Origin of the sequence: Corynebacterium sp. HMSC078A10, from assembly GCF_001811565.1 — a bacterium.
Taxonomy (GTDB): domain Bacteria; phylum Actinomycetota; class Actinomycetes; order Mycobacteriales; family Mycobacteriaceae; genus Corynebacterium; species Corynebacterium hesseae.
Genome location: NZ_KV805185.1, coordinates 113617 through 128587, shown reverse-complemented (window position 1 = coordinate 128587; position 14971 = coordinate 113617). Strand labels below are relative to the sequence as shown.

Genomic DNA, 14971 nt, shown 5'->3' with positions numbered 1-14971 from the left:
CGGCTCCCGCAGAGGCGGCTTCATCGGGTGCAGGCGGAACCGCGCAGCCGCGTCGCATCCTTGTTGGCGTGGCCGGCGGTATCGCAGCCTATAAAGCGTGTCATCTGATTCGGGACTTCACTGAGCACGGCGATGATGTCCGCGTGATTCCTACAGAAGCCGCGTTAAATTTCGTCGGTGCAGCCACCTTCGAGGCCCTGTCAGGGCATCCGGTCTCGACTACCGTTTTCGATGCAGTCGATGAGGTGCAGCATGTCGCGCTGGGGCAGCAGGCCGATGCCGTCGTCATCGCCCCAGCCACCGCTGACTTGATCGCTCGGTTGGCCTGTGGCCGCGCCGATGATCTGCTGAGCGCCTCTGTGTTGGTTGCTACGTGTCCTGTCATCATTGCCCCAGCTATGCACACGGAGATGTGGCTCAATCCAGCGACGCAAGACAACGTGGCGACATTGCGTCGTCGCGGCGTTATCGTGATGGAACCGGCCCATGGGCGGCTCACCGGCGTTGATACCGGCGCAGGCCGCTTGCCGGAACCGGGGCAGATAGCGGAGTTTGCCCGCACGATTATGGCTGGCCACCGCGTGGCGCATGATTGGCAGGGGCTCAAGGTCGTGATTTCTGCTGGGGGAACGCAGGAGAACCTAGATCCGGTGCGGTACCTGGGCAATCGTTCCTCTGGTCGCCAGGGCTTTGCCTTGGGAGAAGTAGCCGCGCAGCGCGGTGCAGAAGTTACTATCGTTGCCGGGAATACTGACGCGCTTCCTATTCCATCAGGCGCCTCCGTTGTGCGGGTGACTTCCACTCGCGATATGCACAAGGCAATGAACGCCGAAGCAGCGGATGCGGATATCGTCATCATGGCTGCAGCTGTTTCAGACTATCGGCCGGCTTCCGTCGCGGACTCCAAGATGAAGAAGGGGACCGCTGACGAGGACTTAGATCATCTCGAGCTGGTGGAAAACCCGGATATCCTCAAGGGGTTGGTCGAACGCCGCGAGAATGGGGACTTGAAGCGCGATGCCATCATCGTCGGTTTTGCAGCGGAGACCGGGGATGCACACACGAGCGTGCTCGAGTACGCCCAGCAAAAATTCGTGAAGAAGGGGTGCGATGTACTCATGGCCAACGAGGTTGGGGAGGGCAAGGTCTTCGGACAGCCAACGAGTGCAGGGTGGATCCTTCGGAAGGGTGCTGATCCGGTGGAGGTTGAACCGGGATCGAAGCAGGTTGTAGCTGCCCAGATACTTAACGTGGTGAATGAAATTCTGGAAAGGTAGCGCTCGTTCTTGCAGCTGTAGACCGCTTGGTCTACGATGGGGCCGTGTTATTAGCCGGGGCGTGGGATAGGCGCTGCCTTGCCCACGGCGCGCAGAACTAGTTTAAGGAAGATTTGTGACTGAAACAGCTGTTCAGGCGGTACGTCTTTTTACCAGCGAATCCGTGACAGAAGGTCACCCGGATAAGATTTGTGACGCTATCTCGGACGCCATTCTTGACGCCCTTCTTAAGGAAGACCCAAACGCACACGTCGCCGTGGAGACTCTTGTCACCACGGGCCAAGTTCACGTTGTGGGTGAGGTGCGCACCTCCGGGTATGTGGAGATCCCGCAGATTGTACGCAAGACCCTCGTTGAGATCGGGTTTACTTCCTCTGACGTGGGATTTGACGGCCACACCTGCGGAGTCAACGTAGCGATTGGTGAGCAATCCCAAGAGATTGGCGCCGGAGTGGACGCCTCAACCGAGGTTCGCTCGGGCCAGTTTGAGGACGACGATCAATATGGCGCTGGCGACCAAGGCCTCATGTTCGGCTACGCAACGAATGAGACTCCAGAATTCATGCCGCTGCCGATCTCTACGGCACACCACCTTTCGCGTCGCCTCACCCAGGTCCGCAAGGAAGGCATCGTTCCTTCCCTGCGCCCAGATGGCAAGACCCAGGTCACCTTTGCATATGACGAGAACGATGTGCCGACTCGCTTAGAGACAATTGTCATCTCCACCCAGCATGATCCGGAGGTGACCCAGGAATGGCTCGCGGAGCAGCTTCGTACCCATGTAGTCGAGTGGGTCGTCAACGATGCGAACCTGAGCAAGTACTACACCGAAGACACCGAGCTCCTCATCAACCCCTCTGGTTCCTTCATTCTTGGCGGGCCAATGGGCGATGCAGGCCTGACTGGACGCAAGATCATCGTCGACACCTACGGCGGCATGGCCCGCCACGGTGGCGGTGCCTTCTCCGGCAAGGATCCGAGCAAGGTGGACCGCTCAGCCGCCTACGCTATGCGTTGGGTAGCTAAGAACATCGTGGCCGCCGGTCTGGCCGACCGCGCCGAAGTGCAGGTTGCATACGCTATTGGCCGCGCGAAGCCCGTTGGTCTCTATGTCGAGACCTTCGGCACTGCTCAAGCCGGTTTGAGCGATGCCGACATTCAGGCTGCGGTGGACAAGGTTTTTGATCTGCGCCCCGCCGCCATTATCCGCGAGCTCAACCTGCAGCGCCCGATCTACCGTCAAACCGCGGCCTACGGCCACTTTGGCCGCACCGATGTTGACCTTCCATGGGAGGACACCTCGCGGGCCGTCGACTTGCGCCGCGCCGCCGGCCTGTAGAATCGGGCGCTATGCCCAAGAAGACACCCGCCGCCCAGCAACCGGTCGCGCGGGTGTTGCCTTTGTTGGGGGTAGCGCACCTGGACCGCGAATTCGACTACCTCATCGATGAATCGGATTCGCAGGCCGCCCAGCCAGGCGTACGCGTGCGCATTCGCTTCAATGGTCGACTGGTCGACGCCATCCTGCTCTCCCGCGCCAGCGATTCCGACTTCGCTGGATCGCTTCGCTATATCGATCGCGTCATTTCCCCCTTTGCGGTGTACTCGCCGGAAATGTCGGCGCTCATCGAATCCCTTGCAGCCCGTTATGGCGGCGTGCGCTCCGATATCATCCGCGCCGCCATCCCGGCGCGTCATGCCAAGGCTGAGGAAGCGGATGTCGATACACCGTGGGAAGAATTAGGTACAGCGGAGCACCCGGATCTCTCTGCGTGGTCCGGGTACCAGCATGGTGAGTCCTTCGTGGACTCGGTGCTGTCGGGCCATATTGCGCGAGCAGCATGGCAGATAGCGCCGGGGGAGGATTGGGCAAGCGCGCTGGCAGCGCTGGGCACCAGTGTGGCGCTCCAAGGCGGCGGCGTGCTCATGGTCGTACCGGACCAGAAGGACCTGGATCAGCTCGAGGAGGCCTTTCGCCGCCACGTCTCTGCCAAACAAATCACGGTGCTCGCGCACAGCACCGGCCCCCAGGCGCGCTATCGCCGCTATCTATCGGCGTTGACGGGTCAAGCTCGAATCGTCATCGGAACTCGCTCCGCCGCCTTCGCCCCAGTCAAGGGCCTCCAATTGGCCGTCCTGCTCAACGATGGCGACGATAGCCTGGTTGACAACCTCAAGCCCTATGTCCACTCCAGGGAAGTGCTGAGCACACGCTCCGCGCAGGAAGGTTGCAGCCTCATCCTCGCCGGCCACGCCCGCACCGCGGAAGCCCAACTGCTCGTTGAATCGGGGTGGGCCCACGATCTTCTACCCGCCGCGAACACACTGGAAGATAGGCGCCCCGAAATCGTTGCGGTGGGTGCGTATGGGGTCAACGTGGCCCGCCATATGCGGGGAGGCACGACGTCGGTAAGCGGCCCCGCCTTCCAAGCCACGCGCGCAGCCCTCGACCGCGGCGAGCCCGTCCTTGTTCAAGTCCCGCGCAAGGGCTACGCCCCAATCCTCGCCTGTGGGCAGTGTGCATCTCCTGCACGGTGTCGTCATTGCAACGGTCCCTTAGGTCTGCCTTCCGCTCGCGGCTCGAAGCACGAGTCGACCGATTCTGCGGCGCTGCCCACGTGCCGGTGGTGCGGGCGCGTTGACGCGCATTACCGCTGTTCGGAGTGCGGCTCACCGCGATTACGCGCCATCGTGTTGGGCTCCGAGCGCACTGCGGAAGAGATGGGCCGGGCCTTTCCCAATACACGCGTGATTCAATCCGGTGGATCCACCGTCGTAAATGAAATCCCAGACGCGCCGGCGCTCGTCATCGCGACACCCGGCGCGGAGCCGCGCGTAGCGAAGAACGGGATGTACGGGGCTGCGCTCCTTGTGGAAACCGGAGCGTTGCTTGGCCGCCAGGATCTGCGCGCCACGGAGGACACGTTGGCCACATGGGCCGCGGCGGCCACCCTCGTTGCGCCAGCCAAGGAGGGTGGTGTCGTTATCGTCGCCGCTGATGAACAGCTGCCGCTTGTGGATTTCTTTAGCCGGTGGGACATGGTAGGTGCCGCGGCGGCCGAGTTGCAGGCGCGCCGCGAGGTTCGCTTTCCGCCCGCGGTGCATATGGCGGCGATCGACGGGGCGGACGCCTCCCTCGATGCCTTCCTGGAGCTAGCGGAACTGCCGGAGCATGCGGAGCTTCTCGGGCCCGTACCGTTGCCGCCTGGCGTGAGCTTGCCGGGTGAATACGATCATGAGCGCGGCGGCGAACCACAGCGTCTGCTAATTCGAACCCCGCTGGGCCCGAGGTCCCTGCTGGGCCAGGCCTTGCGCACAGCCAATTCCTTGCGCAGCGCTCGCAAGGATGTCTTGCCTCTGCGTATCGCCGTGGATCCGATAAACATCGGTTAACGCTGCGCTCCTTTCCACCCCTGTCGAGCGCCTCCCGCGGAAGGTGAACTATTCTCGGTGCAGGAGCGCGGAGGGTCCTGGGCAGGCGAGGAATGCCTAGGCCGACAACCCCCGCACGACGTGCCACACCGTCAACCACGAGGAGTACCACTATGACCGTGCGAGAGGTTCGTCTCTACGGCGACCCGGTCCTCACCACCAGAGCTGAGGAAATCACCGAGTTCGGGCCATCACTGGAACGCTTGGCTCAGGACATGCTGGAGACAATGGAAGCCGCAGGGGGAGTAGGTCTAGCGGCCAACCAGATCGGTGTGACCAAACGCATCTTTGTCTTCGATTGCTCGCATTATCAGCATGGTTTGCGCGGTGCCGTCATTAACCCGGTATGGGAAGCGGTGGGCCAGGACATGCAGTTGGGGACCGAAGGTTGCTTGTCCATCCCCGGCATTTCTCAGCCCACTGAACGCTTTTCTACCGTACGTCTGCGCGGATTCGACCCACACGGCCGCCCGATATCCATGCTTGCCTCTGGGCTGATGGCGCGTTGTATCCAACACGAGACGGACCACTTGGATGGGATCTTGTTCTTGCAGCGTTTGAGCGATGAACTGCGGAAGGACTCTATGAAAACCATCCGCCAATCGGAGTGGTTCAACACATAGCCGTAGCCCTTCTTAATCAGCAGTACAGCAGACTTACTTTTGAACATTAGATTTAGAAACTCTCACACGAGAAAGGCATGCTCTAGCAGTGCGTATTGTTTTTGCCGGAACCCCGGAGCCCGCAGTTGTGGCTTTGGAGAAGCTCATCGACTCACCCCATGAGGTGGCCGCCGTCATTACTCGGCCTGACGCCCGCCGGGGCCGTGGCCGCACCGTTCATCCAAGTCCGGTGAAGGCACTGGCGGAAAAGCACGGTATCGAGGTGCTCACGCCGACCACACTTAAGCCTGGCACCGAGGACGGTGATGCCCTGCGTGCACGACTAGCAGACATTGCTCCCGAGGCTATCCCCGTGGTTGCCTACGGAAACCTGATCACCGAGGACTTGCTGAGCCTTCCGACGCACGGTTGGGTGAACCTTCACTTCTCCCTGCTCCCGGCGTGGCGAGGCGCGGCACCGGTGCAAGCAGCCATTGCGGCTGGGGATACTCGCACGGGTGCTACGACCTTCCGCATCGACCAAGGCCTGGATACTGGGGACATCCTCGCTACGATCGACGAGGACATCCAAGACACCGATACCGCGGATGACTTATTGACGCGGTTGGCCTATGCCGGTGGCGACCTCCTCGTGCGGACCATGGATGGGTTGGAAGACGGCAGCATCGCGCCGCAGCCGCAAGTAGGTGAAGCCTCCTACGCGCACAAGATCTCTACCGACGATGCCCGCATTGACTGGACTGCGCCCGCCGAGGCCGTTGATCGCCACATTCGCGCGCATACCCCGGGGCCGGGTGCTTGGACCCTGTTGGGGCAGTCACGCTTAAAGCTTGGTCCAGTAGAACCTGTGCCACCCACAGAACTTGAGGACCGTACTGAACACTCCGCGCTTTCCGCATTGCAGCCGGGTGAAGTCCACGTGGCCAAGAAGGAAGTGATGGTCGGTACTGGCAGCTCCCCGGTTCGTTTGGGAAAGATTCAACCGCCAGGCAAGAAGATGATGAATGCCGCCGACTGGGGCCGCGGGCTTGCACACCAGGCTTCGCAGTCAGTAGAAGGCGGCGAGGATGAGGTGAAGTTCTCATGAGCGGAGGTTTTAGATCCCGCAGCAAGTCAGGCGATCCTGCAGACCGCGCGCAGCGTGGGAAGCAGCAACGCGGCGGTGCGAAACGCACTGCCAAGGGCAACAGGGAGCGTCGCGGCGGTCAGCGTCACGATACACGTCGCCCAGCGCCGTCGACCTCGGTGGTTTCTGCCGCGCAGCGCTGCGGGGTGGATCGTCCACGCGCGGTGGCTTTCGAAGTATTGCAACGCGTGGATGCAGACGATGCCTTTGCCAACCTCACGCTGCCGAAAGCCGTACGTGCCAATAGCCTCAGTGGCCGCGATGCTGCCTTCGCCACCGAGTTAACCTACGGCACGCTGCGGACCGAGGGCGTGCTCGATGCCGTCATCGCCGAGTGCGCCTCTCGTGGCCTCGACGCTATCGCCCCCGACGTGCTCACCGCCCTGCGAATGGGAACCTACCAGGTGCTCTATACCCGCGTTGAGGCACACGCGGCTGTCGATACTACCGTGCGCCTCGTGGAGGCAGCTGGCCAGGACAAGGCTAAAGGTTTTGCCAACGGCATCATGCGCACCATCACCCGTACGCCGGCGCAAGCGTGGTTGGATCAGCTTGCTCCCCAAGGCCAGGTGGCTGCTTTGGCCTTCCGCCATGCCCATCCGGAGTGGATTGCCCGCTCCTTCGGCCGTGCCTTGGGCGTATTGGGCCCCGATAGCACTGGTGCGCTCAGCGCCGACCAGTCGCGTGAGCTGGAGTGCGCGCTCGAGGCGGACTCCCAACGCCCTGTTGTGCACTTGGTAGCGCGCCCCGGTGAGATCTCCGCCGAAGAACTCGCCCTGATCACCGGTTGCGAGGAAGGTCGCTATTCTCCCTATGCGGTCTACCTTGAGCACGGGGATCCTGGTTCGCTAGAGCCGGTTCGCCAGCGGCTAGCGGCGGTCCAGGACGAAGGTTCGCAGCTCATTGCCCGCGCGGTAACGGAAGCCGAGCTCAGTGGTGAAGACACCGGACGCTGGCTGGATCTGTGCGCCGGACCTGGTGGCAAGGCCGCCCTCATGGGTGCAATTGCACGCATAGAGGGCGCGACAGTCGATGCCGTCGAAGTCTCCCCGCATCGCGCCACGTTGGTGGAAAAGACGGTGGGGGACCTGCCAGTGCGCGTGCACCAAGCGGACGGCCGAGCACCAGGACTGAAACCAGGCTTCGACCGCGTGCTGGTCGACGCCCCCTGCTCCGGCCTAGGCGCGCTCCGCCGGCGCCCGGAAGCTCGCTGGCGCAAGGCCGAATCAGACATTGCGGAGCTTAACCAGCTGCAAACCGAGCTGCTCGAGTCCGCGTTGGAGCTGGTGCGCCCAGGTGGCGTCGTGGTGTACTCGACTTGCTCGCCGGACCTGCGTGAGACCAGGGGCATCGTGGATGCCGCCGTGCAACGGCACGCAGAGGGATCAGCGATTCACATCGAAGAACTGGATGCGCGCGACGTGCTGCCGGAGATGGGGGACCTTGGCGCCGAGCTGTCCGCGCAGATGTGGCCGCACCGCCATGGCACCGATGCGATGTTTTTCGCGGTCTTGCGCCGAGTAGCGGACTGAGGCTGCGAGAGGGACTAGGCTGAAGGTCATGTCTGCACTCTCGTCTGGTCCCATTATTTCCCCGTCCATCTTGGCCGCCGACTTCACCCGTTTGGGCGACGAGGTCCGCGCCGTGGCCAACGCGGATTGGATCCACGTTGACATTATGGATGGACACTTCGTCCCGAACCTGTCTTTTGGCCCGGATATCACTGCGACGGTGGACGGGATTACACCGCAGACGCTGGACGTTCACCTCATGATTGAGGAACCCGAGAAGTGGGTAGAAACCTACGCAAAGGCCGGCGCCGATTGCATCATCTTCCACGTCGAGGCCGTCGCCGACAAGGACGCGGCCATCGCCCTGGCGCGCACAATCCGGGATTTAGGTGTGCGCGCGGGCTTTTCCATTAAGCCGGGCACGCCGATCGAGCCTTGGCTGGACGCCCTCGAGCACTTCGACGAAGTGCTCGTTATGTCAGTTGAGCCGGGCTTTGGCGGTCAGAGCTTTATGCCGGATCAGCTGGACAAGGTGCGCGCCTTGCGCGCGGCCATCGACGAGCGCGGTCTGGACGTCCTCATCGAGATTGACGGTGGCATTTCCGCTGAAACGATTCGCTCCGCCGCCGAGGCGGGCTGCGATGCTTTCGTCGCAGGTTCCGCCATCTACAAACAAGCAGATAAGGCAGCGGCCGTCGACGAGCTGCGTAGCTTGGCCACGCTGTGATCCCACACCTAGACTCAGCGGTTCTCACGCGGGCGCTGCGTGTGGCCATGGAGGCCGGCGATAAGGTGCGCGGCACGACGAGCCCAAACCCGCCTGTAGGAGCGGTCATACTTGATGCCGCCGGCCGCGTCGCCGGTGTCGGCGCAACCCAGCCCCCGGGCGGTCCGCATGCCGAAGTCATGGCGTTGCGCGATGCGGGCGACAAGGCGCGCGGCGGCACGGCGGTCGTTACCTTGGAACCCTGTAACCACACCGGCCGTACTGGGCCCTGTGCGCAGGCGCTTATCGATGCCTCTGTGGCCGCCGTTTACTTCCTCCACCCAGACCCCACCCCGGAGGCCGGCGGCGGCGCGGCCACATTGCGCGGCGCCGGCATTACCGTGGGGCATATTGAGGCGCCGGAAGGCGTGAGCGATGCACTCGCCGGGTGGTTGGGTTCGGTGCGCTTGGGCAGGCCGCACGTGACGCTCAAGTTTGCCCAAAGCCTCGACGGGTTCACCGCCGCAGTGGATGGCAGCAGCCAATGGATTACCGGAGAGCAGGCTCGCGAGCATGTGCACCGCGACCGGGCACAAAGGGATGCCATCCTCATCGGCACGGGCACCGCGCTGGCAGATAACCCGTCGTTGACGGCACGCTACCCGGACGGCTCATTGCGTGAAACGCAGCCGCGGCGCGTCGTCATCGGCTCCCGGGACGTGGACCGAGGCGGAAGCAGTAATCTGGCAAAGCTAGGTTTCGAGCACTATGCCACCCCGCAGGAGGCGCTAGCCGAGCTATACGCCAGCGGCGCGCGCGACATTCTCGTCGAAGGCGGCGCTGGACTCGCGACGAGCTTTATGGAACTGGGCAGCGTGGATTTCATTCAGGCATACATCGGCAACGTCATCCTTGGCCAGGGCAGGGGAGTTCTCACTCGGGCTGTGGCCTCGAGCTTGGCGCTGGCTCCGAGGTGGGAGCGCGCGGCGGTTACCGAGCTTGGCGCCGACCTGCTCGTGGAATACCGGAAGAACGAGAAGTAGGAAAGGGGAGTACGGACTATGTTTACCGGACTCGTAGAAGAAGTCGGGCGCGTCGATAGCGTGGAACCGCAGGGCGATGCAGTCCGTTTGGGCATCGCGGCATCCACCGTGCTGAGTGATGCGCAGTTGGGTGATTCCATCGCTGTCAACGGCGTCTGCCTGACAGTAGCCGAGCTGGGAGAAGGAACCTTCATCGCAGACGTTATGAAGGAATCCTTGAACCGTAGTTCATTGGGAGAACTCGAAGTGGGTTCGGCGGTTAACCTCGAGCGGGCGGTGCTCCCAACGACTCGTTTGGGCGGCCACATCGTGCAAGGCCATGTCGATGGCACCGGCACGCTGCTTTCCCGCACCCCCTCGGAGCACTGGGAGGTGTTGCGTTTTAGCCTGCCGCGGGAGCTCGCCCGATACGTCGTGGAGAAGGGATCCATCGCCGTCCAAGGAACGTCCCTGACGGTGTCCGCGGTGTCGGCGGATGAAGATAAACCTGGCGCGGATGGCTTTTTTGAGGTCTCTCTCATTCCCACCACATTGCGCGATACCGTGTTTGGTGCGATGGCGCCCGGCGACCGCGTAAACCTCGAGGTAGACGTGGTTGCAAAGTATGTTGAGAAAATGGTTCACCCTAACGCCCACGCCGCGGGCACAGAGGGATAGAGTTAGTCCTTATGAGCGCTGCAGATTCAGCTTTTAGTTTAGATAGCGTCGAGCAAGCCATCGCCGACATCGCGGCCGGCAAGGCCGTCGTCGTCGTGGACAATGAAGATCGGGAAAACGAAGGTGATCTCATCTTCGCCGCCGAGCTCGCCACCCCGGAACTCGTGGCTTTCATGGTGCGTTATAGCTCCGGATATATTTGTGCACCTTTGCTCCCAGAGGACTGCAAGCGCCTGAACTTGCCCCCGATGATGGCGGTTAACCAGGACGTGCGGCAGACCGCCTACACCGTCACCGTGGACCTGGCTAATGGCTCCACTGGCATCTCCGCTACCTCGCGCTGTGAGACCATCCGCAAGTTGGCTGATCCCTCCTCCGAGCCGTCGCAGTTTACGCGCCCGGGCCATGTCGTCCCGCTGGCTGCCCGCCCGAATGGTGTGCTCGAGCGTGATGGCCACACGGAAGCCGCGATCGATCTGGCACGGTTGGCGGGGCTCCGCCCGGCCGGCGTGCTCTGTGAGATCGTTTCCGAAGAAGACCCCACGGATATGGCTCGCTCGCCGGAGCTGCGCCGCTTTGCCGACGCCCATGGGCTCACGATGATCTCCATCGAGCAGCTCATCGAATGGCGCCGCCACAATGAGCAACAGGTTCACCGCGAGGTAGAAACCCGCCTGCCCACCGAGTACGGCGAGTTTCGCGCGGTGGGCTATGTGAATGGCGTCGACAAGCGCGAGCACATTGCCCTCTTCGTCGGTGACGTGGAGAGCTATTCCGGTGCGGAAGACGTACCTGTCCGCGTGCACTCTGAGTGCCTGACCGGTGATGTCTTTGCATCTGAGCGCTGTGACTGCGGCCCGCAGCTGCAGGAATCCCTCCGCGCGGTCCAAGCGGCCGGGCGTGGCATTGTCATCTACCTTCGCGGACAGGAAGGGCGTGGCATTGGCTTGGTGAACAAGCTCAAGGCCTATCGCTTGCAAGATGACGGGATGGACACCGTCGACGCCAACGTGGAACAGGGGCTGCCTGAAGACGCCCGCGAGTACTCCGTTGCCGGACAAATCCTGCGCGATGTGGGCGTGAAATCCGTCAACCTCTTGACCAACAACCCACACAAGGGTGAAGGGCTACAGGGCTTCGGCATTGACGCCACCGCCCGCACCGGGCTGGCTACACCCGCCACGGCCGAAAACATTAGCTATCTGCGCACGAAGCGCGACAGGATGGGCCACGACCTGCCACAGGTGGCCGAATGGGATCTCAAACACTCTTAGAGCATTAAGACCGAACACTAGAACAAAACAAAGGAGCACACCGTGAGCAAGGAAGGCCTGCCAACCCCGAACAATGTTTCGGGAGAGGGACTGCGCGTCGCCGTAGTCACCGCCACGTGGAACGCCGAGATCTGCGATCAGCTGCACCGCCGCGCGCTTGAGACCGCCGAAGCCGCTGGCGCTGAGGTCACTCCGTTGCGCGTCGTCGGCGCCCTTGAGCTGCCCGTCGTGGTCCAAGCTGCGGCGCGCACCCACGATGCTGTCGTGGCGCTGGGCTGTGTCGTCCGCGGCGGCACTCCGCACTTTGACTACGTGTGTGATTCGGTCACGCAGGGACTGACGCGCATTGCTCTCGACGAGTCGACGCCTGTGGGAAATGGTGTCCTGACGGTGAACGACTATGAGCAAGCCGTCGATCGCGCCGGATTTGAGAACTCTTCAGAAGATAAAGGCGCGGAGGCTATGCATGCAGCTTTAGAAACCGTGCATACGTTGCGTACACTGAACGAGTCGACCCTAAAGTAGGCTGCCAAGCGCAACCACGGCGATCTGCATACCGCGCAGGTCCGTGGCCTTTCTTAGCGGAGTGATGAGGAGATGGAAACTCGATGACGGATCCACAGGTGCCTTCGGCGCACGAAGAGCGCGCGCGATCAGCCCGCGCTGGCAAGGCCTCCCAATCCTCGCAGCCGGTGGCGGCCGCTGCGTCTGGGGGTTCCTCGAGCGTGAGCGATGAGCAGGTGCGGGCTTATACCAGCGCCGATCCCTTCGCCCAGACTTCATCCAAGCCCTGGGAGTATGAGGCCACCTCGCCCTATCTGCGCAAGGTGGCAATCATCTGGATCATCCTTGTGATGGCAGCGCACCTGTTTATGGGCTTCACGGTTGGCTTGTCCTTTACCGGCGCGACTGTGACGACGATTGATAAGTTTGCCTTCCCCGGCGTCGGCGTGATTATCTCCATCCTGTCTTGGTTGGCACTGACGCGTCCGCGGCTGCGCGCGAACTCCGATGGCGTAGAGATCCGCAACATTGTGGGAACCCGCTTCTACCCGTGGCAGGTCATCTATGGCCTGTCCTTTCCCGAAGGCTCGCGCATGGCACGCATCGAACTTCCTGACTTTGAATATGTTCCGGTGTGGGCCCTGCAATCGGGCGATAAGCAGGACATTATCACCAAGGTCCGCTCTTTCCGTGACTTGGAAGCCCGCTACATGCCGCAGGATGACTAGTGGCCGATCCCTCTGAGTACCGCCCTGCGCCCGGAAGCATCCCCACGGATCCGGGCGTTTATAAGTTCCGCGATGACAATCGCCGCGTCATCTATGTGGGCAAGGCAAAGAATTTGCGGGCGCGGCTATCGAACTACTTTCAAGACATCACGCAACTGCACCCGCGGACCCGCCAAATGGTCCTCACTGCGGCTTCGGTGGAATGGACCGTGGTGGCCAGCGAAGTGGAAGCGCTGCAGTTGGAGTACACGTGGATTAAGCGCTTCGATCCACGCTTCAACGTCATGTACCGCGATGACAAAACGTATCCGATGCTCGCGGTATCTGTGGGGGAAACCATCCCGCGAGCGTTTTTCTACCGCGGCCCACGCCGTAAAGGTGTGCGCTACTTTGGCCCCTATTCCCACGCCTGGGCAGTGCGTGAATCCCTCGACCTGCTGACGCGAATTTTCCCCATGCGCACGTGCGCCAAAGGGGTATTCAACCGCCATGAGCGCTTGGGCCGGCCTTGTTTGTTGGGTTATATCGGAAAATGCGATGCCCCTTGCATTGGCAGGGTGAGCGCCGAGGAACACCGTGAGACGGTGAACCAGCTGCTGAGCTTCATGAACGGCAATACCGGTGCTGTACGCAAGCGACTAACGCAGCGAATGGAGGAGGCCTCAGAGAACCTCGAGTTCGAGTTGGCTGCCCGCCTGCGCGACGATCTCGGCGCGATTGACAAGCTCATGGAGCAACAGGCTGTCGTGCTTTCCGACGGCACCGACGCCGACCTCATCGCGTTTAGCTCCGACGAGTTGGAGGCGGCAGTTCAGATCTTTCACGTGCGCGCGGGGCGCATCCGCGGCCAGCGAGGCTGGGTGGTGGAACGCTCCGGTGACCAAGCCATCACGGAGCCAATCGAGGAAGGACAGCCTGATCCGGGGCTTCCGGCGCTCATCCAGAATTTCTTAATCCAGTTCTATTCGGATGCCGTGGAGCGTCAGCGCCAGGAGGCCGCGGAAGACGCCAAGCTGGAGCGCAGGGGAGTAGACCAGGAATCCCATACCGCGGTTCATCGGGGAAACGCCATCCCCCGTGAGATCTTGGTCCAAACGCTGCCGGACGAAGCCGGTGAAGTGAAGATAGTTCTGGAGGACCTGCGGGGCGCGCAGATTGACTTGCGGGTTCCGCAACGCGGTGACAAGCGCGCCTTGATGGAGACCGTCGAGCGCAATGCGAAGGAGCAGCTGCGGCAGCACAAACTCAAGCGAGTCGGAGACCTTACTGCTCGATCCGCAGCCCTGCAGGAGCTGCAGGAAGCGTTGGACATGGATTCCGCGCCGCTGCGCATCGAGTGCACGGATATCTCGCACATTCAGGGCACCGATGTCGTGGCCTCCCTGGTGGTTTTCGAAGATGGGCTACCGCGCAAGTCCGATTACCGCCGCTACCGCATCAAGGAGGCGGCGGGCGATGGCCGCTCCAACGACGTGGGGTCTATCGCTGAGGTGACCCGGCGCCGCTTCAAGCACCACCACGAGGACAAACGAGCGGTTCCGGACGAGGAGCTGGAAAACACCACCTTCGCTGAAGAAATGGTCCGCGAGGAGGCCGCGAGCCAGACCAAACGCAGCTCCTACCCGCCGCAACTGTTCATCGTCGACGGTGGCGCACCGCAGGTGGCGGCGGCGCAGGCGGTGTTCGACGAGCTCGGCATCGTCGATGTGACACTCATCGGCCTGGCCAAGCGCCTGGAAGAAGTGTGGGTCCCGGGCGATGATGAGCCGGTGATTCTGCCGCGTAATTCGCAGGCGCTATTTCTTCTTCAGCACCTCCGCGATGAGGCGCACCGCGTAGCTATTACGTACCACCGACAGCAGCGGTCGAAGCGGATGCGCTCGTCCGTACTCGATGCGGTACCGGGATTGGGGCCGCAGCGGCGCACCGATCTGGTGAAGCACTTCGGCTCAGTGAAGAAGCTCAAAGAGGCCAGCGTGGAGGAGATTGCTGCGGTGAAGGGGTTTGGCCCGAAGCTGGCGCAGACGGTATTTGATCATCTCCAGGATTCCTAAGCAGGTTTCCCTCCTTGCCTCGTGATCAGATGGTAA

13 protein-coding genes are annotated in these 14971 nt (G+C 62.1%); all 13 read left to right on the top strand.

The genetic code is table 11. The features are described from left to right. Positions 1 to 56: 56 nt before the first annotated feature. The 13 genes from coaBC (at position 57) to uvrC (ending at position 14935) form a co-directional block, all read left to right on the top strand. Positions 57 to 1277, top strand: coding sequence for a bifunctional phosphopantothenoylcysteine decarboxylase/phosphopantothenate--cysteine ligase CoaBC (gene coaBC, locus HMPREF2808_RS02455; protein ID WP_070623569.1), 1221 nt, complete (start codon positions 57 to 59; stop codon positions 1275 to 1277). A 115-nt stretch (positions 1278 to 1392) separates the two neighbouring features. Continuing rightward, positions 1393 to 2616, top strand: coding sequence for a methionine adenosyltransferase (metK, locus tag HMPREF2808_RS02450; protein WP_070564415.1), 1224 nt, complete (start codon positions 1393 to 1395; stop codon positions 2614 to 2616). An 11-nt stretch (positions 2617 to 2627) separates the two neighbouring features. Beyond that, the gene (locus HMPREF2808_RS02445; protein ID WP_070623497.1) at positions 2628 to 4670 is read left to right on the top strand and encodes a primosomal protein N'; all 2043 of its coding nucleotides are present in this window, start codon (positions 2628 to 2630) and stop codon (positions 4668 to 4670) included. A gap of 152 nt (positions 4671 to 4822) precedes the next feature. Then, positions 4823 to 5332 carry a peptide deformylase gene (def, locus tag HMPREF2808_RS02440; protein WP_070623494.1) on the top strand — a complete coding sequence of 170 codons (510 nt, stop codon included), beginning with the start codon at positions 4823 to 4825 and terminating at the stop codon, positions 5330 to 5332. A gap of 88 nt (positions 5333 to 5420) precedes the next feature. After that, positions 5421 to 6419 carry a methionyl-tRNA formyltransferase gene (gene fmt / locus HMPREF2808_RS02435; RefSeq protein ID WP_070623491.1) on the top strand — a complete coding sequence of 333 codons (999 nt, stop codon included), beginning with the start codon at positions 5421 to 5423 and terminating at the stop codon, positions 6417 to 6419. After that, complete coding sequence (locus tag HMPREF2808_RS02430) at positions 6416 to 7990, top strand: RsmB/NOP family class I SAM-dependent RNA methyltransferase (RefSeq protein WP_070623488.1); 1575 nt, start codon at positions 6416 to 6418, stop codon at positions 7988 to 7990. Before fmt ends, HMPREF2808_RS02430 begins: the two co-directional genes overlap by 4 nt. A gap of 28 nt (positions 7991 to 8018) precedes the next feature. Further along, a complete protein-coding gene (gene rpe / locus HMPREF2808_RS02425) occupies positions 8019 to 8696 on the top strand; it encodes a ribulose-phosphate 3-epimerase (RefSeq protein ID WP_070564430.1) in 678 nt (225 codons plus the stop codon). Next, entirely contained in the window at positions 8693 to 9718 is a 1026-nt protein-coding gene (gene ribD, locus HMPREF2808_RS02420) for a bifunctional diaminohydroxyphosphoribosylaminopyrimidine deaminase/5-amino-6-(5-phosphoribosylamino)uracil reductase RibD (protein ID WP_083303831.1), read from the top strand. Before rpe ends, ribD begins: the two co-directional genes overlap by 4 nt. Positions 9719 to 9736: 18 nt before the next feature. Then, positions 9737 to 10375, top strand: coding sequence for a riboflavin synthase (locus HMPREF2808_RS02415; protein ID WP_070564433.1), 639 nt, complete (start codon positions 9737 to 9739; stop codon positions 10373 to 10375). A gap of 11 nt (positions 10376 to 10386) precedes the next feature. Beyond that, on the top strand, positions 10387 to 11649 hold the full coding sequence (locus HMPREF2808_RS02410) for a bifunctional 3,4-dihydroxy-2-butanone-4-phosphate synthase/GTP cyclohydrolase II (RefSeq protein WP_070524307.1): 1263 nt from the start codon (positions 10387 to 10389) through the stop codon (positions 11647 to 11649). Between the two features lie 42 nt (positions 11650 to 11691). Beyond that, entirely contained in the window at positions 11692 to 12174 is a 483-nt protein-coding gene (gene ribH, locus HMPREF2808_RS02405) for a 6,7-dimethyl-8-ribityllumazine synthase (RefSeq protein ID WP_070524305.1), read from the top strand. An 83-nt stretch (positions 12175 to 12257) separates the two neighbouring features. After that, the gene (locus tag HMPREF2808_RS02400; RefSeq protein ID WP_070564436.1) at positions 12258 to 12881 is read left to right on the top strand and encodes a PH domain-containing protein; all 624 of its coding nucleotides are present in this window, start codon (positions 12258 to 12260) and stop codon (positions 12879 to 12881) included. Then, entirely contained in the window at positions 12881 to 14935 is a 2055-nt protein-coding gene (uvrC, locus tag HMPREF2808_RS02395; RefSeq protein WP_070564439.1) for an excinuclease ABC subunit UvrC, read from the top strand. The genes HMPREF2808_RS02400 and uvrC overlap by 1 nt, the downstream gene beginning before the upstream one ends. Positions 14936 to 14971: the final 36 nt, after the last annotated feature.

Excerpts from the sequence above, each read along its gene's own strand:
- HMPREF2808_RS02400 (WP_070564436.1), top strand. The coding sequence starts at position 12,258 with ATGACGGATCCACAGGTGCCTTCGGCGCACGAAGAGCGCGCGCGATCA.
- def (WP_070623494.1), top strand. The coding sequence starts at position 4,823 with ATGACCGTGCGAGAGGTTCGTCTCTACGGCGACCCGGTCCTCACCACC.
- HMPREF2808_RS02410 (WP_070524307.1), top strand. The coding sequence starts at position 10,387 with ATGAGCGCTGCAGATTCAGCTTTTAGTTTAGATAGCGTCGAGCAAGCC.
- HMPREF2808_RS02430 (WP_070623488.1), top strand. The coding sequence starts at position 6,416 with ATGAGCGGAGGTTTTAGATCCCGCAGCAAGTCAGGCGATCCTGCAGAC.
- HMPREF2808_RS02415 (WP_070564433.1), top strand. The coding sequence starts at position 9,737 with ATGTTTACCGGACTCGTAGAAGAAGTCGGGCGCGTCGATAGCGTGGAA.
- HMPREF2808_RS02445 (WP_070623497.1), top strand. The coding sequence starts at position 2,628 with ATGCCCAAGAAGACACCCGCCGCCCAGCAACCGGTCGCGCGGGTGTTG.
- rpe (WP_070564430.1), top strand. The coding sequence starts at position 8,019 with ATGTCTGCACTCTCGTCTGGTCCCATTATTTCCCCGTCCATCTTGGCC.